This is a genomic window from Rickettsiales bacterium, assembly GCA_035765535.1.
Taxonomy (GTDB): domain Bacteria; phylum Pseudomonadota; class Alphaproteobacteria; order Rickettsiales; family JABCZZ01; genus JABCZZ01.
In genome coordinates, this window is sequence record DASTXE010000001.1 from 164,629 (window position 1) to 186,803 (window position 22,175).

General features: G+C 51.0%; 19 protein-coding genes. 11 read left to right on the plus strand and 8 right to left on the minus strand.

All coding sequences use genetic code 11. The features are described 5' to 3' along the window. Nucleotides 1–8 precede the first annotated feature (8 nt). From eno to VFT64_00910, 3 genes are read left to right on the plus strand one after another with little or no spacing between them, the layout of a single operon-like run. Nucleotides 9–1,289 (plus strand): phosphopyruvate hydratase, encoded by a 1,281-nt coding sequence (eno, locus tag VFT64_00900; protein ID HEU5046380.1) that lies wholly within the window; start codon nt 9–11, stop codon nt 1,287–1,289. Between the two features lie 15 nt (nt 1,290–1,304). Then, nucleotides 1,305–2,843, plus strand: a complete 1,539-nt coding sequence (locus VFT64_00905) for an acyl-CoA carboxylase subunit beta (GenBank protein ID HEU5046381.1) — start codon at nt 1,305–1,307, stop codon at nt 2,841–2,843. Then, on the plus strand, nt 2,824–3,099 hold the full coding sequence (locus tag VFT64_00910; GenBank protein ID HEU5046382.1) for a hypothetical protein: 276 nt from the start codon (nt 2,824–2,826) through the stop codon (nt 3,097–3,099). The genes VFT64_00905 and VFT64_00910 overlap by 20 nt, the downstream gene beginning before the upstream one ends. Before the next feature lie 122 nt (nt 3,100–3,221). Here VFT64_00910 and VFT64_00915 read toward each other — a convergent pair whose 3' ends face one another. Genes VFT64_00915 through tpiA form a run of 3 tightly spaced genes read right to left on the minus strand, consistent with a single transcriptional unit; the run spans nt 3,222 to nt 6,017 of the window. After that, nucleotides 3,222–4,883: a CTP synthase gene (locus VFT64_00915; GenBank protein ID HEU5046383.1), complete on the minus strand. Its 1,662-nt coding sequence runs from the start codon at nt 4,881–4,883 to the stop codon at nt 3,222–3,224. A 3-nt stretch (nt 4,884–4,886) separates the two neighbouring features. Continuing rightward, complete coding sequence (secG, locus tag VFT64_00920) at nt 4,887–5,231, minus strand: preprotein translocase subunit SecG (protein ID HEU5046384.1); 345 nt, start codon at nt 5,229–5,231, stop codon at nt 4,887–4,889. Nucleotides 5,232–5,264: 33 nt separating this feature from the next. Next, nucleotides 5,265–6,017, minus strand: coding sequence for a triose-phosphate isomerase (gene tpiA / locus VFT64_00925; GenBank protein HEU5046385.1), 753 nt, complete (start codon nt 6,015–6,017; stop codon nt 5,265–5,267). A gap of 329 nt (nt 6,018–6,346) precedes the next feature. Between tpiA and VFT64_00930 the strand changes: the two genes are divergently transcribed. Continuing rightward, nucleotides 6,347–7,597, plus strand: a complete 1,251-nt coding sequence (locus tag VFT64_00930; protein ID HEU5046386.1) for a DEAD/DEAH box helicase — start codon at nt 6,347–6,349, stop codon at nt 7,595–7,597. A 165-nt stretch (nt 7,598–7,762) separates the two neighbouring features. Beyond that, a complete protein-coding gene (locus VFT64_00935) occupies nt 7,763–8,803 on the plus strand; it encodes a hypothetical protein (protein HEU5046387.1) in 1,041 nt (346 codons plus the stop codon). Here VFT64_00935 and VFT64_00940 read toward each other — a convergent pair whose 3' ends face one another. Genes VFT64_00940 through VFT64_00950 form a run of 3 tightly spaced genes read right to left on the minus strand, consistent with a single transcriptional unit; the run spans nt 8,804 to nt 11,795 of the window. Continuing rightward, nucleotides 8,804–9,235 carry a hypothetical protein gene (locus VFT64_00940; GenBank protein HEU5046388.1) on the minus strand — a complete coding sequence of 144 codons (432 nt, stop codon included), beginning with the start codon at nt 9,233–9,235 and terminating at the stop codon, nt 8,804–8,806. Continuing rightward, nucleotides 9,235–10,089 (minus strand): 4-(cytidine 5'-diphospho)-2-C-methyl-D-erythritol kinase, encoded by an 855-nt coding sequence (locus VFT64_00945; protein ID HEU5046389.1) that lies wholly within the window; start codon nt 10,087–10,089, stop codon nt 9,235–9,237. Before VFT64_00945 ends, VFT64_00940 begins: the two co-directional genes overlap by 1 nt. Next, a complete protein-coding gene (locus VFT64_00950; protein HEU5046390.1) occupies nt 10,086–11,795 on the minus strand; it encodes a tetratricopeptide repeat protein in 1,710 nt (569 codons plus the stop codon). The genes VFT64_00945 and VFT64_00950 overlap by 4 nt, the downstream gene beginning before the upstream one ends. Nucleotides 11,796–12,035: 240 nt before the next feature. Between VFT64_00950 and VFT64_00955 the strand changes: the two genes are divergently transcribed. The 6 genes from VFT64_00955 to VFT64_00980 all read left to right on the plus strand — a co-directional run bounded on the left by VFT64_00955 (nt 12,036) and on the right by VFT64_00980 (nt 20,302). Next, nucleotides 12,036–12,221, plus strand: a complete 186-nt coding sequence (locus VFT64_00955) for a hypothetical protein (protein HEU5046391.1) — start codon at nt 12,036–12,038, stop codon at nt 12,219–12,221. A gap of 95 nt (nt 12,222–12,316) precedes the next feature. Then, nucleotides 12,317–12,988 (plus strand): Tim44/TimA family putative adaptor protein, encoded by a 672-nt coding sequence (locus VFT64_00960; GenBank protein ID HEU5046392.1) that lies wholly within the window; start codon nt 12,317–12,319, stop codon nt 12,986–12,988. 236 nt (nt 12,989–13,224) lie between these two features. After that, nucleotides 13,225–14,727, plus strand: coding sequence for an MltA domain-containing protein (locus VFT64_00965; protein ID HEU5046393.1), 1,503 nt, complete (start codon nt 13,225–13,227; stop codon nt 14,725–14,727). 147 nt (nt 14,728–14,874) lie between these two features. After that, nucleotides 14,875–16,677, plus strand: coding sequence for a flagellar hook-length control protein FliK (locus tag VFT64_00970; GenBank protein ID HEU5046394.1), 1,803 nt, complete (start codon nt 14,875–14,877; stop codon nt 16,675–16,677). Nucleotides 16,678–16,687: 10 nt separating this feature from the next. Next, nucleotides 16,688–17,392, plus strand: a complete 705-nt coding sequence (locus tag VFT64_00975; protein HEU5046395.1) for a flagellar hook capping FlgD N-terminal domain-containing protein — start codon at nt 16,688–16,690, stop codon at nt 17,390–17,392. Between the two features lie 36 nt (nt 17,393–17,428). Beyond that, a complete protein-coding gene (locus VFT64_00980) occupies nt 17,429–20,302 on the plus strand; it encodes a flagellar hook-basal body complex protein (GenBank protein ID HEU5046396.1) in 2,874 nt (957 codons plus the stop codon). A 114-nt stretch (nt 20,303–20,416) separates the two neighbouring features. On the opposite strand, the gene VFT64_00985 is transcribed toward VFT64_00980, so the two are convergent. Both VFT64_00985 and VFT64_00990 read right to left on the minus strand, forming a co-directional pair. Next, nucleotides 20,417–20,767: a hypothetical protein gene (locus VFT64_00985; GenBank protein ID HEU5046397.1), complete on the minus strand. Its 351-nt coding sequence runs from the start codon at nt 20,765–20,767 to the stop codon at nt 20,417–20,419. A gap of 44 nt (nt 20,768–20,811) precedes the next feature. Next, a complete protein-coding gene (locus VFT64_00990; GenBank protein ID HEU5046398.1) occupies nt 20,812–22,092 on the minus strand; it encodes an AAA family ATPase in 1,281 nt (426 codons plus the stop codon). Between the last annotated feature and the right edge of the window lie 83 nt (nt 22,093–22,175).

Below are 22,175 nucleotides of genomic sequence, written 5' to 3' on the forward strand. Positions count from 1 at the left end.
GTATAGCAATGACCGAGATCGTTTCGATTAAAGCTCGTGAAATTATCGACAGCCGCGGAAATCCGACTGTAGAAGTGGATGTGGAAGTGGCAAGCGGCTTCATTGGCCGCGCCGCAGTGCCCTCTGGTGCATCCACCGGCAAGCTGGAAGCACTGGAACTGCGTGATGGCGACAAAAAGCGTTTCCTCGGCAAGGGCGTGAAAAAGGCAGTTGCTCAGGTCAATAACGAAATTTCCGATGCGCTTCTGGGCATGGACGCAACGGATCAGGTAAAGATCGACAACCTGCTCATCGAACTGGATGGCACGGAAAACAAAGCGCGTCTCGGCGCAAATGCTACGCTTGGTGTATCGTTGGCGGTGGCTAAAGCAGCGGCAGACAGCTCTTTCCTTCCACTCTACCGCTATATCGGCGGTGTGAATGCAAGCATCTTGCCGGTGCCAATGATGAACATCATCAATGGCGGTGCGCATGCCGACAATCCCATCGACATCCAGGAATTCATGATCATGCCGGTCGGAGCGGAATCCATGCTGGATGCGATCCGCATGGGTTGCGAAGTATTCCATTGCCTGAAGAAACAGCTGTCCGAAGCAGGACACAACACGAACGTAGGAGATGAAGGCGGCTTTGCGCCTAACCTGAAAAGCGCGGACGAAGCGCTTTCCTATATCATGAAAGCCATCAAGGCAGCTGGCTATAAGGCAGGTGACGACATTCTGCTTGCTCTGGATGCCGCTTCCAGCGAGTTCCATAAAAAGGGCAAATACGTTCTCGAAGGCGAAGGCAAAACCTGTAGCGCGGAAGAGCTGGTGAAATATTATGAAGCGCTCGTGAAGAAATATCCGATCGTGTCCATCGAAGACGCAATGGCCGAAGACGATCATAAGGGCTGGAAATCCATTACCGATAAACTTGGCGGTAAAATACAGCTCGTGGGTGATGACCTGTTCGTGACCAATCCGAAGATTCTTGCCAAGGGTATTGACGCAGGGCTTGCGAATGCGGTGCTGGTGAAAGTCAATCAGATCGGCACGCTGACCGAAACCCTGCAGGCCGTGGAAATGGCGCACAAGGCTGGTTATCGTGCGATCCTGTCACACCGTTCCGGTGAAACGGAAGATACCACCATCGCCCATATCGCGGTGGCAACGAATTGCGGTCAGATTAAAACCGGATCGCTTTCGCGTTCCGACCGCACAGCGAAATACAATGAGCTGATCCGTATTGAGGAACAGCTCGGCAGCCAGGCAGTGTTTGGCGGCAGAAATGCTTTGAAACGTAAATAAGAGCCGGAGAGAATTATGCAGCAGGCTAACGTTATTACCGAACTCGAACAGAAACGTGACCGTGCGCGTCAGGGCGGCGGGCAGAAGCGTACGGATGTACAGCATGAGAAAGGCAAGCTGACGGCGCGTGAGCGTCTTGAAGTGCTGCTCGATCCGGATTCATTCGAAGAATACGATATGTTCGTCGAGCATCGCTGCTCGAACTTCGGTATGGAAGAAAGCAAAATTCCGGGTGACGGCGTTGTCACCGGCCACGGCACGATCAACGGCAGGCTGGTCTTCATCTACAGCCAGGATTTCACCGTACTTGGCGGTTCGCTGTCTGAAACCAACGCCCGCAAGATCTGCAAGATCATGGATATGGCGATGAAGGCCGGAGCGCCGGTCATCGGCATTAACGACTCCGGCGGTGCGCGTATTCAGGAAGGTGTGGACTCGCTGAGCGGTTTCGCGGAAATCTTCCAGCGTAACGTGTGCGCAAGCGGTGTGATCCCGCAGATTTCGCTTATCATGGGCCCATGCGCGGGCGGTGCGGTATACTCTCCGGCGCTGACCGATTTCACTATGATGGTGCGCGGTTCGTCCTATATGTTCGTAACCGGCCCGGACGTGGTCAAGACTGTGACGCACGAAGTCGTTTCGCAGGAAGCGCTCGGCGGTGCGGACACACATACGCATAAAACCGGCGTGGCTGACCTTGCTTATAATAATGATATTGAACTGTTGCTGCAGACCCGCCGCCTGTTCAATTTCCTGCCGCTTTCAAACAAGACCGGTGTGCCTTGGCGTCCGACGACCGACCCGGCCGACCGTGTCGATATGTCCCTCAACACGCTGGTTCCGGCGAATCCGAACCGCCCGTACAATATGAGGGAATTGCTGGAACGCGTAGTTGACGAAGGCGACTTCTTCGAGATCCAGCCGGACTTCGCAAAGAATATCATCGTCGGGTTTGCCCGCATGGAAGGCAACACGATCGGTATCGTCGCCAACCAGCCGATGTTCCTTGCTGGCTGTCTGGATATTGACGCTTCCCGCAAGGCCGCACGTTTCGTGCGCTTCTGTGACGCGTTCAACATTCCGCTCGTTTCCTTCGTGGACGTGCCGGGCTTCCTGCCGGGTACTTCACAGGAACATAACGGCATCATCAAGCACGGCGCGAAGCTGCTCTATGCTTATGCCGAAGCCACCGTGCCGAAAATCACCGTTATCACGCGTAAAGCGTACGGCGGTGCCTATATCGTAATGAGCTCCAAGCATCTGCGTGGTGACGTAAACTACGCCTGGCCGAGCGCTGAAGTGGCGGTAATGGGTCCCAAGGGCGCAGTCGAAATCATCTTCCGCGGCTCGCTCAATAGCCCGGAAGAAGTAGATGCGAAGGTATCAGAATATAAGGAGAAATTTGCATCTCCGTTCGCAGCCGCTTCGCGCGGTTATGTGGATGACGTGATCCGCCCGCAAAATACCCGCTGGCGCATCTGCCGTGCATTGTCTATACTGAAGCACAAGGAATTACAGAATCCTTGGAAAAAGCATGACAATCTGCCGCTTTAAAACCGTAATGCTGTGCGTGCCGCTGAGCCTTGTGCTTGGCGGCTGCCACTCGGTTTATCACTGGGCCGATTGTTCGACACGAAATTTTCCGGTGGTGAATAAACGCTGCGAAAACTGGCAATGCATTACCGAAGCAGGCCAGAAAGCGAGCGATGAAAATGTGAAGAAGGGCCTTCCGGCCTGCACGACACCTCCGCCGAAACCTCTCGGTCCTGCCTATCCGAACGGCGATACGGATGCTGTCGTAAAACACTAACGAATAAATTTAATCTTGTCATGCCAGCGAAAGCTGGCATCCAGATTACCATGTTACCTGTCAACGTGCTGCTGATTCCTGCTTGCAGGAACGACACGCGGCAACATCCAGTAAATTAGTGATTAAGCCTGCTTCTTAGACTGTTTGATCGCTGCGCCGATAAACGACGAGAAAAGCGGGTGCGGAGCAAATGGGCGGGATTTAAGTTCAGGGTGGAACTGCACGCCGACAAACCACGGATGCTCAGAAAGCTCAACGATTTCCGGCAGCTTGCCTGATGGCGAAATGCCGCTGATCTTCAGACCGGCTTTTTCCATTTCCTTGGCATATCCTACATTCACCTCATAGCGGTGACGGTGACGTTCGCTGATCTTCTTCTTGCCATAGGCATGATGGACGAGGCTGTTTTCGACCAGATTACAGTCATAGGAACCCAGGCGCATCGTACCGCCGAGATCGTCTTCAGCGCTGCGTTTGTGTTTGACGCCGTCCTTTTCCCATTCGGTCATAAGACCTACGAGTGAACCGCGCTTGTCTTTACCTTTATATTCTCCAAGTTCGCTTGAAGTAGCATCCTTGATGCCGAGCACATTGCGGGCAAACTCGACGATTGCGACCTGCATACCGTAGCAAATGCCGAAATACGGTATGTTGTTTTCGCGTGCATAGGTAATGGCAGCGATTTTGCCCAGCACACCGCGCTCGCCGAAGCCGCCGGGAACGAGAATGGCATCAGCCCCTTTAAGCTTCTTGGCAACATCTTGTTTCTCGAAATCCTTGGCGTCGATCCAGTGCTGGTTCACGCGGACGTTATGCGCAATGCCTGCATGATCGAGCGCTTCGTTCAGCGATTTGTAAGCATCGCCCATGCCGCTATATTTGCCGACGATGGCAACCGTGACTTCACCGGCGGGTTCTTCGAAACGTTTTACGATTTCGCGCCATTTCGTCAGATCCGGTTCAGGGCTTTCAATACCGAAATGTTCCAGCACTTTTTTATCCAGATGCTGGTCGTAATAATGCAACGGCACCTGGTAGATTGAACGTGCATCCAATGCCTGGAAAACAGAATCTTCTGTAAGATTACAGAACAGCGCAATTTTTTTGCGTTCGCTAAGCGGAATTTCACGTTCCGCGCGGCACAGCAGAATGTCCGGCTGAATACCTATCGAGCGCAGCTCCTTTACAGAATGCTGCGTCGGCTTGGTTTTGAGTTCCTTAGCAGCTGCTAGATAAGGCACCAGCGTCAGGTGCATATACAGCACACGCGAACGGCCCATCTTGTAACCAATCTGGCGGATCGCTTCAAAGAACGGCAAGCCTTCAATATCGCCAACCGTGCCGCCGATTTCGCACAGCACAAAATCTTCGCCGGCCGTCTCATTGAGGATGAAATCCTTAATCAGGTCCGTCACATGCGGAATAACCTGCACCGTATGACCGAGATAATCGCCTTTGCGTTCCTTTGAAAGCAGGGTGGAATAGATACGGCCTGCAGTGACGTTATCGCTGCGTTTGGCATCCACGCCGGTAAAACGTTCATAATGGCCGAGATCGAGATCCGTTTCCGCACCGTCTTCCGTCACGAACACTTCACCGTGCTGAGTCGGGTTCATCGTGCCGGGGTCGATATTGAGGTAGGGGTCAAGCTTGCGCAGGCGTACTTTAAAGCCGCGAGCCTGTAACAAGGCGGCAAGGCTCGATGAGGCCAAACCCTTGCCAAGCGAAGACACCACCCCGCCTGTGATGAAGATGAAGCGGGTTTTAGAAGACGTTTTACTCATAATTTATTCCGGGCGCGGTACAGCAGGTTGTTCGGGTTTAGCCGGAGCCTGTTCCTTCTGGGGTTCAACCTTGGGAGCAGGAGTGTTGGCGATCTTGTCAACGATGGAACCGGAACGCTGGTCATGATTATGCGACGTCAGGATGCCGATGGCAAGGCTTAGCAGAATAAAGATCGTGGCGAGCACAGCTGTCGTACGCGTCAAAAAGCTTGCAGCTGCACGGCCGGACATGAAGCTCGTGTTTGAGCTGCCGGAAAGTCCCATGCTATCGTCGCTGCGCTGCACAAGAATAATGCCGATCAATGCAAGTGTTACAAGCGCATGAATCACGATCAGAACTGTATACATAACCCCCTCTGTTTAGAACCGCTCCCCAGCTTGTTAGCCAAGGCTTCCGGCACTTTCAATAATCTTTCCAAACTCATCTGCATTCAGGCTTGCGCCACCCACCAGCACGCCGTCAACCGCTTCCGCTGCCAGGATTTCCCGCGCATTCGCCGCTTTGACCGAACCGCCGTAAACGATCGCCGTCTTTGCAGGAGCATTCACCGCCACTGATGTAGCACGATATAATAAGGAGGCAATAGTTTTATGCACTTCCGTGATATCTGACACGCTCGGTATTTTACCCGTGCCAATGGCCCAGACAGGCTCATAGGCGATCACAAGCATATCGCAAGCAAGTGCAGGTAGAGATTCTTCGACTTGCCGGCTGATAACCTGCAGATAATTCCCGGATTCACGCTCGGCGCTATGCTCGCCGACGCAGATCACAGGAACAAGTCCCGCCCTGATGGCAGCTTCTGCCTTGCGCTTGACCGTTGCGCTGGTTTCACCGTGTAACGTGCGGCGTTCCGAATGGCCCACGATAACATAATTGCATCCGCTGTCTTTGAGCATGGAAGCACTGATTTCTCCCGTGAATGCGCCTTTTTCTTCGATGCTGCAGTCTTGGGCACCCAATCCAAGAGCGGAACCGGAAGCTGCCTCAGCGACAATATGTAGGCTGGTAAAGGGAGGAAAAAGCGCAGTTTTTACATTTCCGGGCACAGGCAATGCCGCCAGCGTGCGCGCAAGGACGGCAGCCTCGGCGTGGGTTGCATTCATTTTCCAATTACCAAGTATGTATTTCATTAACTTATATAATTTTCCTTAGATTCAGCCCTAGGGGATTGTCTACATGAGCGGGCGGAATTATGCAATGGCCTTTTTCTCTGGCTTTTGGGACAAAACTAGGATATAAAGCTTTTCCAATTGCTCTAGTTGATGACAGTCGCCGGCGGGACAAAGTCCTGGAATTTACCGGTGGTGCCGTAAGGCACATATAAGAAGTGGCCTTGCAAGTTTTTCTTACTTTTTCTGGCGTTGAATAAAGAGTGCTATGCCCCGGACTGGCCGGGAGCATACGTACTGTCCGCATGTTGCAGGCAGGATGTTTATCATATCCAGAGTTAGGAATAACAATGCAAGAACAGACTGAAACGGCAACCGTAGTTGCTGCTGAAACGAAAAAAGATTTTTCCACATTTAATTTACCGCAGGCGCTGAAAGATAATTTGACGCGCATGCAATATTCCACCCCGACGCCGATTCAGGCTGAGGCGATTCCCGTAGCGCTTGAAGGACGCGATATTCTTGCCTGTGCGCAGACCGGCACCGGCAAAACCGCCGCTTTTGCTATTCCGCTGGTAACAAAGCTTTTGTCCAACCCGCGCGGCTCGGCACTTGTCATGACGCCGACACGTGAGCTGGCAACGCAGGTCATGGGTGTCATTAAGCAGATGCTTGGCAATAGCAAGACACTCAATACGGCGTTGCTCATCGGCGGCGAATCGATGGGACCGCAATTTATCCAGTTGCGCAACCGCCCGCGTATTATCGTCGGCACGCCGGGGCGCATCAATGATCATATCGAACGTGGCACGCTGATGCTGCATGATGCAAGCTTCCTGGTGCTCGATGAGACCGACCGCATGCTGGATATGGGCTTCTCCGTGCAGCTCGACCAGATTGCGCGTTTTCTGCCCAAGGTGCGCCAGACGCTCATGTTCTCGGCGACTATGCCCGCCAATATCATGAAAGTTTCGGCAAAATACCTGAATAACCCGGAAAGGATTACGATCGGCGATCACGATGCTCCGCCGCAGATCAGCGAAAAGCTGGAACACGCAGTCGTTCACACGGAAGATGCCAATAAATATGAATTGCTGATGTCCGAGCTGCAAAAGCGCGAAGGCTCGGTCATTATATTCGTGAAGACCAAACGTGGGGCTGAGCGGCTTTCCATTCGTCTGAACAAACAGAAAATGGATTCGGATACTATTCACGGCGATTTGAAGCAAAGCAAGCGCGACCGCGTAATAGCGGCTTTCCGCGATTGCAGATTCCGGATTCTGGTGGCTACCGACGTGGCAGCACGCGGGCTGGATATCGACCACATCCGCCACGTGATCAATTTCGACCTGCCACATGCGGCGGAAGATTATGTGCATCGTATCGGCAGAACGGCGAGGGCAGGGGCAGAAGGTTCGGCCATCAGCCTTATCTCTCCCGAAGACAGGCTTAAATGGCGTGCTATCCAGAGGCTGATGGATCCTGCCGCAGCTAAAGCCGAACAGGAGGCAGCAGCAAGACGTCCCCGTCCCGAAGGCGCGGGAAACAGGCGCCGCCGTTTCTTCAGGCCGCGCAAACCGGGCGTAGCCGCAGCAGCATAAAGCAAAAATGACAGGCCCGGTTTTCCGGGCCTGTTTTTCTTTAAGCATTAAAAAGGCTTAAGTGGCGGAAAGTTCAGGATGTCTTTATATATTGTCATATAATCTTCATACACCGTTAAGTTTTATCGGTTATACTAAAGTGATGTTCATAGTGTGGAATGCTAAATGGCCGTCATTGATATAGATCTAGGAAAAATGGGCAAATACGATGCTTTCGTGGCCGAGCTCGTTCGCAGTTTTGATGTACGAGAAAGCACCCCAGGTAATCCGAATCATTTACTGATTACTCCCAAAGGATCGACGACACCGGTAGGCAGTATAGAAAAAGGGGCGATGCATAACCGTCTTCGGTATGATTCAGATCAGGATGCAATAGCTGCGGCAGTACTGGTCAGTCATGGAAAAGAGTATAATATATCCAACGATGCCGCGCGGATATACTTTGCGATAAGAGAGCGTGAGGTAAATGATAGAGTAGTGGGAGATGGGATGAAAGGCCCAAATCCCGAAGATCCCCTGAAAATTTTCTATCGGGATGGAACGCTATATGTGTCACCGGAATATGTTAATATTCATCTCCCCCATAAAAATGCGCATACCGGAATGCTAAAGACTGCTGAGGAACTGGCAGATAAGGGAGGCATGTCGCGCAGGCAGATAACCACTGACGATATAACTACGCTTACAAATCTTCAGCAGGCTCATGGAAGAGATATCAAACTTTTAACCTATAAGGATAGTGGCGGACAAGACGTAACAGTGATGTATGACCGGGGTAAAGTGAGAGACGAGAGAGTGCTGGCTGTATATTCTGCAGCAGGCGGCAGGGGCTATGTCAATCAGCGCGCCCTGAATGATTACGGAGTGCAAATCGCCTCCGGTAAAGGAGAATTATTTCCGTCAGGTGGCGGAAACAGCAATGGCAATAATGATCAGGGCATGAGCGATAATACCAAGCATGGCCTGGCGGCTATGGCTGTTGCCGGTGCGGCTGTTGCTGCAACTACATGGGCATCACGCACCCAGCGTGACAGACAGGAAACAGCTGCAATGGAAGGCCGTCCTCCCGAGCGCAGAGGAGGCATGCTGCAGTTTGTGAAAGTGGCTTCGGTTGCGTTGGCCACCACTGCGCTTCTTACAGCACTGGATGCAGGCCTGAATAAAGGCCGTGCATTCGATTCCGTAAAAAATACCCTTAGCCGTTAATCAGTGATTTCCAATATCGCCCGGTGTGGCAATCCGGTAATGTTCGCGGTAAGTACGTGCAAGCACGGTGCCTTGAGTGGCTTCCAGAATAGGAAGGCACATATGGTAAGTATCGATAGGGCGCTCGCGCTTGCTGAAATAATGCTCTCTTCCCGGAAAGAACTCTTCCAGCGATAATGGTTTCCAGCCTTTGCCATCGAACACATTGGCTTTCAGGTAACCTTCCAGACCGATAGATTGATAATCACCTCTGGCTTCGGGAATAACCTGCGAATCCGTACTGAGAAATATCTGGAGGTCTCCCTTAACATAATCGCCTGCGACTTCCTGTCCCTCATCGTCGAACATCCGCAGTAATACGGTTCCTGTCATGGTGATGGTAGGAAAGGTGTTTCCCTGGCTTTTGTAGCGAAGTTTATTACGTTTCGTCATTAGAGTAACCCTGCCACTCTTATCCACCAGCCGGGATATTGCCTGTTTAAGCGGATGGCCGCGTCTTCAGCATATTTACGTTTTGCAAACAGGCCAAAACAGGTCGAGCCGCTGCCGCTCATGCGCGAAAGCAAACAGTCCTTTTCTGTACTGAGTGCCTGCAATATTGTAGCGATTTCCGGCATCAGTGCGATGGCGGCATCCTGAAGATCGTTTCTTGTGCTGTTTAGGAAGCGGATCAATTCTTCATTGGAAGCGAAACGGCGCATATGGGGCATAGCCTGTGAGAACTGGCCCTGATAACCTGCAAATACATCGCGCGTCAGTAGCGGAACACCTGTACCGACCAGCAGTATGAACAGGCCCGAAAGACGCGGACCGGGTTCAATAACTTCGCCGATACCGCTCATGTAAAGCGATGTGGATTGCAGGCAGGCCGGAACATCCGCACCGAGCGACAGGGCAAGTTCCTGCATATCCTGCGGCTCCGCATTGATCTTCCACAGGCGCGTGAGCAACTGCAATGTAGCGGCTGCATCGGCCGAACCGCCGCCAATGCCGGAGCCGATAGGTAATTGTTTCTGCAGGCTGATGGCGGCGCCTTCCTTAATGTGGAAACGCTGCTGCAGCGCTGTTGCCGCTTTCATGACAAGGTTGTCCTGAGAGGAAAGCGCAGCGCCATAAGTTCCGCTTATGCGTAAAGTAACACGGTCGCTGGGAGAAACTTCAAGCACATCGCCTGTATTAGCAAACGCCACCAGGCTATCCAGCGCATGGTAGCCATTTGCAGTCTTACCGGTAATATGCAGGTAAAGATTAATCTTGGCGGCAGCGGTGGCACTTATCGTCTTCATTGCACTTCCAATGATTTCGGTGTCTTCTTCGCGTCCGCTTTGCTGATCGGAGCAATCGGCGCAAGGCCGTGCGCAAGTTTTTCCATCAATGCGTTACGGGTCTGCTCGTCAGGTTTATAATCCAGCGCGCGTCTCCACTGGTAACCCGCTTCCGTTTTACGGCCCAGCTGCCAGTAAGTGTCGCCAAGATGCTCATTCACCGTCGGATCATCGGGAATACGTTCCAGCGCCTGCTCAAAATATTCCTGTGCATCCTTGAAGTCCCCTTCGCTATACAGGGCGAACCCCATGGAGTCGATAATCTGCGCATCTTCCGGCCGGGCATCGTAGGCTTCGCTGATCATCTTTTTCGCCTGGGCGATATTGCGATGCTTGGTCAGCCAGCTGTAACCGAGGTAATTCAATACATCAGGATCTTCCGGGCTCAGTTTCAGGGCGCTCTGCATATCCTGTTCGGTTTTTTCGAACTGTCCGAGCTTGTCATAACAGATGCCGCGCGAGAAAAAGATAATCCAGTTCGGCTTCTGCGGCGTCTTAAGGCGAACCAGCGCAGCATCATAAGACTCAATGGCCTGGGCATATTGTCCCTGTATGCGCAGAATATCTCCTTTAGCCAGTAATGCGGAAACCATGGTGGGATGTTGCTGGGCGATGGCGTCGAGATCGCTGACTGCCCCGGGTTTATCTCCCAGTTCGCTCTTGTCGTATGCCGCCATAATCTGCGCCTGAATTCCATAAGGGGAATCCTTGGCAATGGACCGGTAGGTTTCTATGGCATGTTTATAGTCGCGTTCCAGCTCATACGTGCTGGCGAGCAGAAATTGCGCGGCAGCAAAATCCGGGCGCAGGAAGAGGGCAATCTTCAATGTTGTAATCTCGTCCGTCGGTGCGCGTACGCCGTGGAAGAGGCCGGCAATCGTATAGAATGCTTCCGCTAATCCTTCGGAGGCATTGGCAACAAGCGGTTTCGGCGGCTGCGAACCTAAAGCATCTTCCGCAAGAATTGTTTCACCGTGGACGGCAGTATAGGAATCAACCAATTGCTTGTATTTATCTTTCTTGTCATGTCTTGCATAATAATTCGCGAGTGCTTCCAGCGCGCGCAATGAGACTACATTAGGGTCGTTTGCCGCAGTTTCATATTGCTGCAGCGCTTCGGGGCCAAAACCTGCGATTTCATTGATATAGGCAGCATTGAGATAAATATCAGGCAGCATCATCTTGTCGTTATGCATGATATCCTTGGCATTCAGGGCAGCCTTTATTTCTTTATTGCCAAGTTTAAGCCACGCCTCCATCAACGGCACGAGCAGCGTATTGAAACCGGTTTTGGGCACGGATTGCAGGAATTTCTCGGCAGCTGCAAAGTCTCCGCGTTTGACCGCTTCCGTACACAACAGGAGATTGGGTGAAAAATCATTGCCGTCATCCAGTGTTTTATTGCCGCCTAGTTTTTGAGCAGTGGCGACAGCCTGGGTAATGTTGCCCTCGGCAATATATTCACGGTAAAGATTCGATAGGACGTCTTGATTATTCGGATCGCGGGCAAGCGATTCCTGAAGAAATTTGATACTTTTCTGGCTGTCGCCGCTGGATTCGGCAAATTTGCCTGCAAGATAATCACCGAAAGGTATAGCGTCCTTAGGCGTCCCTTTGGGAGCCGGGGCAGCAGGGGACTGCTCGGCCTGTGCAAAGGCGGGGGTCAAGGATACACTGCAGCATAAGGCATAAAATAGGCTTGCTGCACAGTATTTGGCTATATATTTCATGGTGTTGTGTGGTATATGGAAAAAACAGGTTAATGGCATTGCACCGAATAAATGCTTGCAAGTTATACAATTAACATTATATTGACGCTAGTTTCCAGTGCGGTTTTTTGCAAATTTATTGCGTTTTTCAGGATACGTAATAAATTTGCAGCATTAATTTGTAAAAAAGAGGGTAACATGAGCAGTAAGAATAATCCAGAAAATCGTGGCAAGATCACCGAGCTGCGTGTGTATAACGGTAAGAAGGTAAAGCCGGTGCTTTTCATCAACCGTAACCGCCGCTATATCGCCGCACAGTATGAAAATGGCGAACTGGTAATGGATCCGGTAAAAAAGACCCCGATTCCTTATCAGCAGGTTTAATACCCGCTTCAAGAATATACGGCTCCGCCAGTGCACAGAGTGCCGCGGGGCCGTTTTGCCTGTCATAACTGCCCGCAAACCTGCAAAGCTTTCCTATGAATGACAGTTTCCAGTATGGCGACATCGTATTTTTAGGCATTGTAGCCGTCTTTTTGTTATTACGGCTGCGCTCCATGCTTGGGCGCGACAGCGGAATCGATCCGCGGGAAGTGTGGAAGAACGCAACCCGTAACATCAATCCGGAAGCGCAGGACATATTCTCCGGGCAGCCGCATGGCAAACAAGGTGAAGAAGAACTCGTTCCACCGCATCTTCAGGATAATAAAGCAATAGCAGATGGGCTGAAGGCCATCCGTGACGCGGATAAATCCTTTAGCACGTCCGATTTCCTGGCTGGTGCTAAAGTGGCATTTGAGTGGGTTGTGGAAGCGTTCTCCAGAGGCGATAAGGAAAAACTGCGCGCAGTCCTGTCTGAAGAACGTTTCAAGCGTTTCGCGGAAGATATCGATATGCGCATATCCAGCAATTCGCGCAGGGAAACGACGCTGGTTTCCATTGCAGCGGCGGATATCACAGAGGCCACGATCAAAGGCAATATAGCTAATATCACCATCCAGTTTACCACGGAGCAAATCAACGTGATGCGCGACAAGGATAATAAGGTGGTGGGTGGCGATCCTTCAACGATAGAGAAGGCAATCGACATATGGACGTTTGAGCGCGATGTCACTTCGCGCGACCCTAACTGGAAAATCGTAGCGACCTAGGCTACGGTTTGCGGAACGCCGCATTAATCAAAAATTAATAGCTTCCGTCTATACTGCGTCCCGTCCCGGCAAGTAAATTTGCGGGATACACAGTCTCCTAACAGGCTGTTTCCGTGCCTTCAAGGCAGGGATTTGCGCTGCAACATGTCCGTTGTGCGCAAGTGACAACAGATTCTCAATAATATGGAATGACGCAGGTGAGTGTAGGAAGAGCTTTGATAGCGTATAGAAGCTGGATGTTATTGCTGTTATTCCTGATGACCGGGTGCGAGCCCAATACGCACGGATCGGCTCAGGAAACAATGACGTTAAGCCGTATCGACTTCAGGGATATTGCGGGGTGGAATGAAGATAATCACGTGGAAGCATTCGTGGCTTTCATGGGGTCCTGCGACGCCTTAATGAACCGTAGCGATACGGATGCAATCGGTAAAAATACATTCCTTGCCCCGGCTGTAGTTTGGAAAAACATCTGCCGCAAGGCGTCTCTGGTCAATGGCGCCGATGAAACCTCCGCACGCCAGTTCTTTGAAAATGAATTTATTCCCATGAGGGTAGGTAGCAACCGCAGCAATCGCGCTTCTCTGACCGGATATTATGAACCGCTATTGAATGGTTCCCGCACTCCTGAGGCGCCCTTTCTCTATCCGATATACGCAATGCCGCCGGGTGGCACCACCTATAGCCGCCAGCAGATTGACTCCGGCTACCTTCGCAATCAGGCAGGCGTGATTGCCTTTGTGGATGATCCTGTACAGTTATTTTTCATGCAGATTCAGGGATCGGGAAGCATTCAGCTGCGCGACGGCCAGATCATTCATGTGGGCTACGCAGGCAGTAACGGGCAGCCTTACGTTGCCATAGGCCGTTACCTCGTGCAAAAAGGACTGATTAATAAACAGGGCGTCAGCATGCAAGTGATCCGCCAGTGGCTTTACGATCATCCTGAAAGCATGTGGCAGACCATGTGGCAGAATCCTTCTTATATCTTCTTTCAGGAAGTGAACGGCGGACCGTATGGAACACAGCAGGTGGCGCTGACTCCGGGGCGTTCGCTGGCGGTTGACCAGAATTATATTCCGCTCGGGATGCCGGTCTTTGTGGATACGGTGCTGCCAGGTACGGAAGGCTATCCTTTCCTGGTAAGTCGCTCGCTGATGATCGCGCAGGATACGGGAAGCGCCATACGCGGACCGCTGAGAGGTGATATTTTCTTCGGTAGCGGCTATGCGGCTGAACAGCTGGCCGGGCGTATGCAGTCAGGAGGCGATTTTACGGTATTGGTGCCCCGCATACTGGCAAAAGCAGATAATGAGAGCATGATAAAAACGATTGGGACTATCCCCCATTATAATCCTCAACCGGCTGATAACGGCCAGGATAACAGCTCTGTTCAGGGCTTGCTCAATGCCCATCAACCGGCGGATAATAACGGTCAGGGGGAAACGCTGGAAAGCTGGTTCAGCAGCAAGCGCTCGTCCGGTTCACAGGAGGAAGGCGATACGCTGGAAAGCTGGATGAGCCGCCGCAGATCCGGCAACGACAGCCAGAACAGTAATAATCAAGAGACTCCGAGCCAGGATGCTATACCGCAGGACAATAACAGCCAGGGAAACACCGAAAACCAGCCAGGTACATTGGAAACATGGTGGAAAAATCTGGGCAGCGGTAGCAGCCAGAGTCAGCAGGAAGATTCGGGTGACACGCTCAGCGACTATTTCAAGCGACGCGGGTTCTGATAAGTAGAAAATTTTGACCCTTTGTTATAGAACGAAAGCTTGGAGTAATAATTTAACATATTGTTATATTTGCAATTATTCCATTGGCTTGATATTGGCATGAGGCTTGCTTGCAGGAATGGGTAAATTCATTTCTGGGATTAAAGCATGTCAAACAATATAGCACCCGTCGTCATATCGTTACCTCCCGTTAATGCGCAAACAGGCGGGCAGTCGCAGACGGCAAGCGATGTGCAGAATAACAGCCAGCAGGATGGCACGGTAGGCGCATCCGGCCAGGCTGGCAATATGGATACCGGAAGCCATTTCAGCAAAATGCTGAATTCGGTTCAGAACAGCAGTACCCAGCAAAATAACAATACGCACATTCAGAATAATCATTCTCAATCTCAGTCAGGTTCTAAAGCCTCCCAAACGTCATCGCAGGCATCGCAGCAGGGACAGAAAACCGATAACGGTAATAATGATAATACTACCACAAACAATAATGATAATAATAACTTAACCGCCAGAAGTAATACCGGTGCTGCCCCTGCCGATAACAGCAATGCAGACGTAAATAGTAACAGCAGCGATAACACGGAAACAGACAATACTCTCAATGACATAGCGCAGGTTATTCTGCTGGCGCAGGCTGGAAGCGGGCAGGTGGGAACGCAGGATGATGCGCAGCCACAGGCAGATGCTTCCTCATCCATTTCAACACAGGATCAGAGCCTGTTACAGCAGTTGCAGCAGCTTTTGCAGGAATTGCTGCAAAAAGCCTCTTCCTTCGGCCAGGGCACACAGACAGCAAGTGCTACTGCAACAGATACTGCGCAAACCAATACACCCAGCGATACGCAGCAGCCCGATACCGGTAAAGACCTGTCTAAAGACAGCGATGCACTGGCCCAGATGATGTCGCAGCTTATGGCGCTGTTGCAGCAATTGAGCCAGCAGCCCAATGCGCAGGCTTTATCTTCGGAACTGAATTCCATGACGATAACTTCTGACGGGCAAAGCGCGGCAACGGTGCTCACAGAGCTGGCCCAGTCACTGCAGAAACAGTTCGCAAATACGGCCGATACCGGTGATACTGCAACGGCTACAACGAATAGCGATTCCTCAGGCATTCCGATTCCTCAGGCTTCAGATGCGATTAATCCGTTCGATAAGATGATTAGTAGCCTCATAGATGCCGCAAAAAGCAATCTTGGCAAGCAAGGTAGCGGTAATTCGCAGGCAAAACAGTCGGTTGGCGGCGATACTCTGGCTGATGCCACAAATATTGTAATCGCAACGGCGACAGATAGCAGCAAAAACAGCCAGGCGGATCAGCTGCAATCTGCCATTTCTGATCTCATGCAGATACTTACATCTCCGCAGGATGGAAAGGGTGCAGGCACGTCCTCAAGCAGCAATCAGGATAGCAATGCGATTGCAGATACGGCCAATATGTTTCTGGCTGCGATGCAGGCACATAATGCGGCTCATAATACGATGCCAGTAGCCAATACAGTAAAATTCGGTGATGCGCTGCATCAGCCCGCAACACCGGTCTCTGAGCAGGTGCTGGTGCAGATTCGCAACGCGGCCGAAGGCTCCAGCCTGATTAGGATTCAGCTGGAACCGGCAGATCTGGGCAAGGTGGAAGTGCAGATGAGCACCACTGCCGACGGCAAAACCTCCATCTCCATCACGGCGGATAACCGCCAGACGATGGCGATGCTGCAAAATGAGGCAAAGTCGCTGGAATCGGCGCTGCGCAATATCGGTATTAAAACGGATAGTGGCGGCCTGAATTTCAGCCTTAACCAGCAGCAGAATGGCAATAATAACAACGGGAATAATGCCGCTGGATACACAAAAGTGGCCGCTGTCGGCGGGATTGAGGACGATGCGGAAATTGGCACGATAAATGCTTCTTATCAGCTAACGGTCAACACCGGATTAGATATAAGAGTATAGGAGAAGGGTTATGACAATATCACCAACATCAGCAGCGCAGCAGGCAGCGAGCTCATCCAGCTCCAACTCGTCGAGCGGACTGACAAGCCTTGCAGGGAACTTCGACACATTCCTGACACTGTTGACCACACAGTTAAAGAACCAGGATCCGACCAGCCCGGTCGACTCCAATCAGTTCACCCAGCAGCTGGTAGAATTTGCCGGGGTACAGCAGCAGGTGGAAAGCAATACTCTGCTGAAACAGCTGGTTGCCAGCTCTCAGTCCGGTCAGGTCAGCAACGCTGCTTCTTTTGTAGGCACTACCATCAAGGCTACTGGCAATCAGGGAGCACTGGTAAGCGGCTCGGCAAAATTCGGTTACACGCTGCCCGCAGGTGTAAGTGTTGCGAGTGTGACCATCAAAGACAGCAGCGGTAATACCGTATTCGACGGTACCGGCAGCACCAATACAGGCGACAATGTTGTTACCTGGGACGGAAAAAATAGCTACACCGGCGCACAGGAGCCGGATGGCGTATATACCATCAGCGTGTCGGCAAAAGACGCAGGCGGAAATGCGGTAACGGTAACTCCGTTCATTACGGGTAAAGTTACTTCCGCTTCGATCAGCAACGGCAGCGTGGTGCTGGATATCGGAAGTCTGGAGGTTCCAGAAGGGAATGTCACCCTTGTTACGAATCTTCCTACAGGGTCAAGTGCAACAAGTAATTCATAATTAACAAAGTAATAGTGAGTTTAACAGGGGGATTGTATGGGTATTTTCGGGGCATTGTTCGCAGGTGTATCAGGGCTTAACTCCCAGTCGAACAAAATCGGGCAGATTTCTAACAATATTGCCAACGTCAACACAGTTGGCTTTAAGGAAGAAACCGCTGCATTCAACAGCTTGGTCGTTCCTTCGGGCACCACGACCTTCTCGCCGGGCGGCGTTATCAGCAGCAACCAGCAGCTGGTGAGCAAGCAGGGCCTGATTCAGGGTACGGCTTCGGGCACGGACCTTGCGATTTCCGGCAACGGTTTCTTCGCGGTCAATACCTCGGCAACCGCAGGGGAAGGACAGCTTCTTTATACCCGCGTAGGTTCCTTCACGCAGGATGCTAGCGGTAACTTCGTGAATGCTAACGGCATGTTCCTGCAGGGCTGGGCGCTGACCAGCACCGGGGCAAAGCCGGGCAACAGCACGGACCCGACAACTTCGCTTTCTACGGTAAGAATCCAGAGCAATGCTTCCGGTGTGGCAACTCCAACGACAAACGTTGCCATCTCTGCTAACCTGAACGCGAGCCTGCTGCCGACTTCACAGGGGGGGCAGCCGATTTTACTTGGCGCAGGTGAAACGGTAGGATTTAACGCAAACAACACGAGTAACGCCAGCAATAATGCTACTAGCATTATTGTAGGTAATGATTACGACTCTAGTGATCCAAATCTGTTAGTGCGAGGTGATCAGTTTCAAATACAGACAAATGGTACTTCATCGACAACGGGTATCTTTACTTATGGTGGCTTCACAGTTGGGCGTAGCATTACCAATACTGGAATAACAGGAAGTGGTGACAGCGCAACAGAAAATGCATTACTCGGAAGTTCAGTGAGTCCTGCTGGGGTAACAGCATATTTAAATAAGAGCAATATCATTTCATTTACAGGTGGTGCTGCTGGCCCTACTACAATAACAATGAATGTTCCGAGTACAGGTCTTAAAGTTGGACAGGAAATCAACATTTCAGGAATACAAGGATCAAGTTTAGGAGGAATCCCGGTCGGTTTATTAAATACAACGCAGACCATTACTGCAGTAAATACAGGTGTGACACCCAATACTATCCAATTTGTTGTTAATGCTCCAGGAGCGACTACCACTGTAACAAATGGTGGTGGTACTGGGATAAACGTTGGAGCTTTTAAGCCTCAGTCATTTTTAAATCAAACTAACCCTTTTACGACTGTATCGTCCGGTAGCGGATCTATAAGTGTCACCGCTCCTAATAATGGCTATGCGATAGGACAGATTGTGGATATTGAAGGTGCTACAGGCACAATAGATGGTATTCCTTCTAGCGCTATCAATGGCAAACAAATAGTTACAGGTGTTAGTGCGTCCGGCTTTACTTTTACTGCTTCGGGTGCAACAGCTACCGCTGGTAGTGTTAATGGTGGGGGAACAGGGGTAAGTTTTGCGAATCGTACCTACCCCTTCGCAGGCAATATTCTGGATGCAACTTCGGCTAGCGGAGATTTTCTAACTAATTCTACTACCGCGCCGTTTGATCCGAATGCACTCAGTTTCCAGATATCTACTACTAGTAATGGAACTTTTACTTTTAAATATGTTACCGGAACACCGGATCCCTCACAAGGGCAATTTAATACCCTTAGCAATCTTGTGAATGCAATTAACGATACATCTGGTTTGACTGCGCGTGTCGTTAATGGCCGTCTTTACGTCGGTGCAACAGATGCAAACCAAGGAATTACTTTCATCAACGGTCAGCTAGGTGATACATCCAGTGGTAAAGGCATCGATTGGAAAGGGGAATTAGGACTGGAAGATGTTCCTCAGGCTACGACAATAGGCACAACTAAGCAGTTACGTTTTGATTCATTGAATAGCTTGGCAGCGCAGATAAATACATATCCTGCCTTTACTGCAACAGTGAATCAGCCTACAAGCGCATCAACTATAAGCATTAATTCAAGTGATCCGAAAGCGACGATAGATTTTCAAGATATTGGAAGCAATACAGGTAGTATTTTAGCAGAACTTGGTTTTAAGGATAACGGAAATTCTCCTCTTACCTTAAATGTAAATGGTAATCCTGCTTTATTTGATACTGGCACATTTGCGGTAAAATATGATCCTAATGATGCCAATAAAAATATGTCAGGTGGTAAGGTTACTCCACAGTTTACAAGGAATATAACAATATATGATTCACTTGGCGTTAGTCATACGATTGCTTTTAACACCGCAAAAATTGGAGTTAATACTTGGGCAGTGGAAATGACAGCTGTCCCTGTGACAGATTTAGGGTTGAATGCGCGCCCTGATGGGCAGCTTGCAGCTGGCACTATAGTATTTAATGGAGATGGAACATTGAATAGTGTGCAGCCTAACTCACTTAAAAATTTCAGTGTCGATTGGATAGATGGCGCCAGCACCAGCACGCTTACAATGGATTTTGGCACATTAAATAAAACTAATGGTCTAAGCCAGTTTGCGGCAGCTTCCAATGCCACACTGGTGAAGCAGGACGGTTCTTCTGCCGGTCAGTTAACCGGGGTGAGCATTGACTCGGATGGTTACGTGATCGAAAGCTTCAGCAACGGCCAGAGTCAGAAAGTGTTCAAGGTTCCGCTTATTTCGGTGGATAACCCGAACGGTCTGGAAGCGGTTTCCGGCAACGCCTTCAAGGATACGCAGGCTTCCGGTGCGGCGCTCTCGGTGGATGCAGGCACGAACGGCACCGGCGGTATTCAGTCTTCGGCACTGGAACAGTCTACGGTGGATCTGTCCTCGCAGCTTACGAACCTGATCGTTGCACAGCAGGCGTACGGTGCGAACTCGAAGCTCCTGACGGTAGCCGACCAGCTCCTGCAGCAGCTCGACCAGATCATTCAGTAATAGCCCTTCCTCTTGACACCCTGCGGCTTATAGTCGCAGGGTGTTTTTTTATGCGTAGCAGCCAATAAAAAACCCCGCTGGAAGGCGGGGTTTTTTCAGTAGCAGAAAAATATTTTAAGCCGAAATATTAAGCGCGCTCTTTTCTTCAACCTTGCGCTTGATGCTGTCTTTCATCTCCTGCTCAATCTGCTTCATGATCGCCTCGCGTTTTTCCGGCGGCATTTTCGCCAGCTCTTCCCGACTTAAATGATGGGCGGCGAGCCAGCTGTCGATGAAGCGTTCTTCAGGAGACTCTTTCATGTAGTTAAGAAAATTCTGTACTGCCGGGCTCTGCTGGTTTGCGGAAGAAGTATCCACGGAACCCAGCTGATTCAGCATGGCAGCAAAGGAATCGTCCGATTGAAGCTGGTTTGTATTGCTTGTGCTATTAATGGCAGGAGTGCCGCCGATGGCGTTAATGTTCATTGTCTGTCTCCTCGAGTGATAAACATTGCCAAAGCATGCAAATATTATGCCGTTGATCTTTGCATGAATTCTACCACGGCGCGGTCGCAGCGTGTATCGTTAGCGGTAATAGGACGTTTCAGCGTAATACCTTCAAGCGTTTTGCAGCGGCTGAGCGCCACGTAAAGCTGGCCGGGAGCGAATGCGCCGTGCCCCAGATCAATGACTGCGCGCTCCAATGTTTTTCCCTGGCTTTTATGAATCGTAATAGCCCATGCCAGCATAAGAGGAAACTGGGTAAAGCTGCCGAGCGTTTTTTCAACAATCTGTCCTTTGTCTTCGTCGAACTCATAACCGAGCGTCTGCCATTTTTTCGGCTCGACCGGATAGGTGCCTTCTTCCGTGCGCACTGTGACGATAGCCTCATCCATTGCGATGACGGTGCCGACTGTGCCATTGACCCAGCGTCCTTCCGGGTCGTTCTTCACAAACATAACCTGCGCGCCTACTTTAAGCGTCAGCAACTCCGGCGCTGGCAGGCGGGGTCCGTTCATGCCGAAATTGCCTCTCGTATCGCTCGCGTAGGTCATGGCCTTGCCCGCTAATTTAATGAGGCTGGCATCGTTCAGATTATCGGCGATGGCATTCGTCGTGGTCAGCACGATCGTGGCGGAATGCGGCTCATGTTCACCGTCCAGACGGATATTGAGCGCCCGCAGATCCTCTGCGCTGCAATGACCACTACGTATAGCATTGAGAATATGGATAAATTTCTCATCATTCTGGCGGTGGACGGTCGTGAATTCCACCGTCTGGAATCGTCCGGCCCGGAACGCCTCGGTCGCAAAGAAATAGGGCGAACTGTAATATTGGGCGAAAAACGCGCGTTCCTCGCGGGAAACGATAGGCGGAAGCTGGAACAGATCGCCGATCACGCAGACCTGCACGCCGCCGAACGGTTCATTGCTGCGGCGGCTCAGGCGCAGGAACTGGTCGATAGCATCGAACAGATCGGCCCGCACCATGGAGATTTCGTCGATAATAAGCAGTTCCATCTCTTTGAAAACGCGTCGCTTATCAGGTTTCACCTCACCCTTGTGCATGAAACGCGGCACGAAGCGGAACAGTGAGTGAATGGTCTGGCCGTTCACGTTTAACGCGGCAACCCCGGTAGGCGCCACAACTGCAAGGCGTTTTCTGGTATTGCGCCGGAAGTATTGCAGGAACGTGGATTTACCCGTTCCGGCCTTGCCCGTCAGGAAGACATTCGCGCGGCTGTTTTCCAGCAGTTCGAATGCGCTTGCAAACTCAGCGGTAACCGCCACATCCGCTTGCGGTGAATACATAAAAGAACGTTGCATAATGGCTATGAACCGGTATAGTGTTTTTTCCTTATAAAATAACTTATTCCCTATTGAAACATTATGTC

Bases quoted from the DNA above. Each gene is read 5' to 3' on its own strand.
- VFT64_00905 (HEU5046381.1), top strand. From the start codon at position 1,305: ATGCAGCAGGCTAACGTTATTACCGAACTCGAACAGAAACGTGACCGT.
- secG (HEU5046384.1), bottom strand. From the start codon at position 5,231: ATGTATACAGTTCTGATCGTGATTCATGCGCTTGTAACACTTGCATTG.
- tpiA (HEU5046385.1), bottom strand. From the start codon at position 6,017: ATGAAATACATACTTGGTAATTGGAAAATGAATGCAACCCACGCCGAG.
- eno (HEU5046380.1), top strand. From the start codon at position 9: ATGACCGAGATCGTTTCGATTAAAGCTCGTGAAATTATCGACAGCCGC.
- VFT64_00970 (HEU5046394.1), top strand. From the start codon at position 14,875: ATGTCAAACAATATAGCACCCGTCGTCATATCGTTACCTCCCGTTAAT.
- VFT64_00910 (HEU5046382.1), top strand. From the start codon at position 2,824: ATGACAATCTGCCGCTTTAAAACCGTAATGCTGTGCGTGCCGCTGAGC.
- VFT64_00955 (HEU5046391.1), top strand. From the start codon at position 12,036: ATGAGCAGTAAGAATAATCCAGAAAATCGTGGCAAGATCACCGAGCTG.
- VFT64_00990 (HEU5046398.1), bottom strand. From the start codon at position 22,092: ATGTATTCACCGCAAGCGGATGTGGCGGTTACCGCTGAGTTTGCAAGC.
- VFT64_00980 (HEU5046396.1), top strand. From the start codon at position 17,429: ATGGGTATTTTCGGGGCATTGTTCGCAGGTGTATCAGGGCTTAACTCC.
- VFT64_00935 (HEU5046387.1), top strand. From the start codon at position 7,763: ATGGCCGTCATTGATATAGATCTAGGAAAAATGGGCAAATACGATGCT.
- VFT64_00940 (HEU5046388.1), bottom strand. From the start codon at position 9,235: ATGACGAAACGTAATAAACTTCGCTACAAAAGCCAGGGAAACACCTTT.
- VFT64_00915 (HEU5046383.1), bottom strand. From the start codon at position 4,883: ATGAGTAAAACGTCTTCTAAAACCCGCTTCATCTTCATCACAGGCGGG.
- VFT64_00960 (HEU5046392.1), top strand. From the start codon at position 12,317: ATGAATGACAGTTTCCAGTATGGCGACATCGTATTTTTAGGCATTGTA.
- VFT64_00945 (HEU5046389.1), bottom strand. From the start codon at position 10,089: ATGAAGACGATAAGTGCCACCGCTGCCGCCAAGATTAATCTTTACCTG.
- VFT64_00975 (HEU5046395.1), top strand. From the start codon at position 16,688: ATGACAATATCACCAACATCAGCAGCGCAGCAGGCAGCGAGCTCATCC.
- VFT64_00985 (HEU5046397.1), bottom strand. From the start codon at position 20,767: ATGAACATTAACGCCATCGGCGGCACTCCTGCCATTAATAGCACAAGC.
- VFT64_00930 (HEU5046386.1), top strand. From the start codon at position 6,347: ATGCAAGAACAGACTGAAACGGCAACCGTAGTTGCTGCTGAAACGAAA.
- VFT64_00965 (HEU5046393.1), top strand. From the start codon at position 13,225: ATGTTATTGCTGTTATTCCTGATGACCGGGTGCGAGCCCAATACGCAC.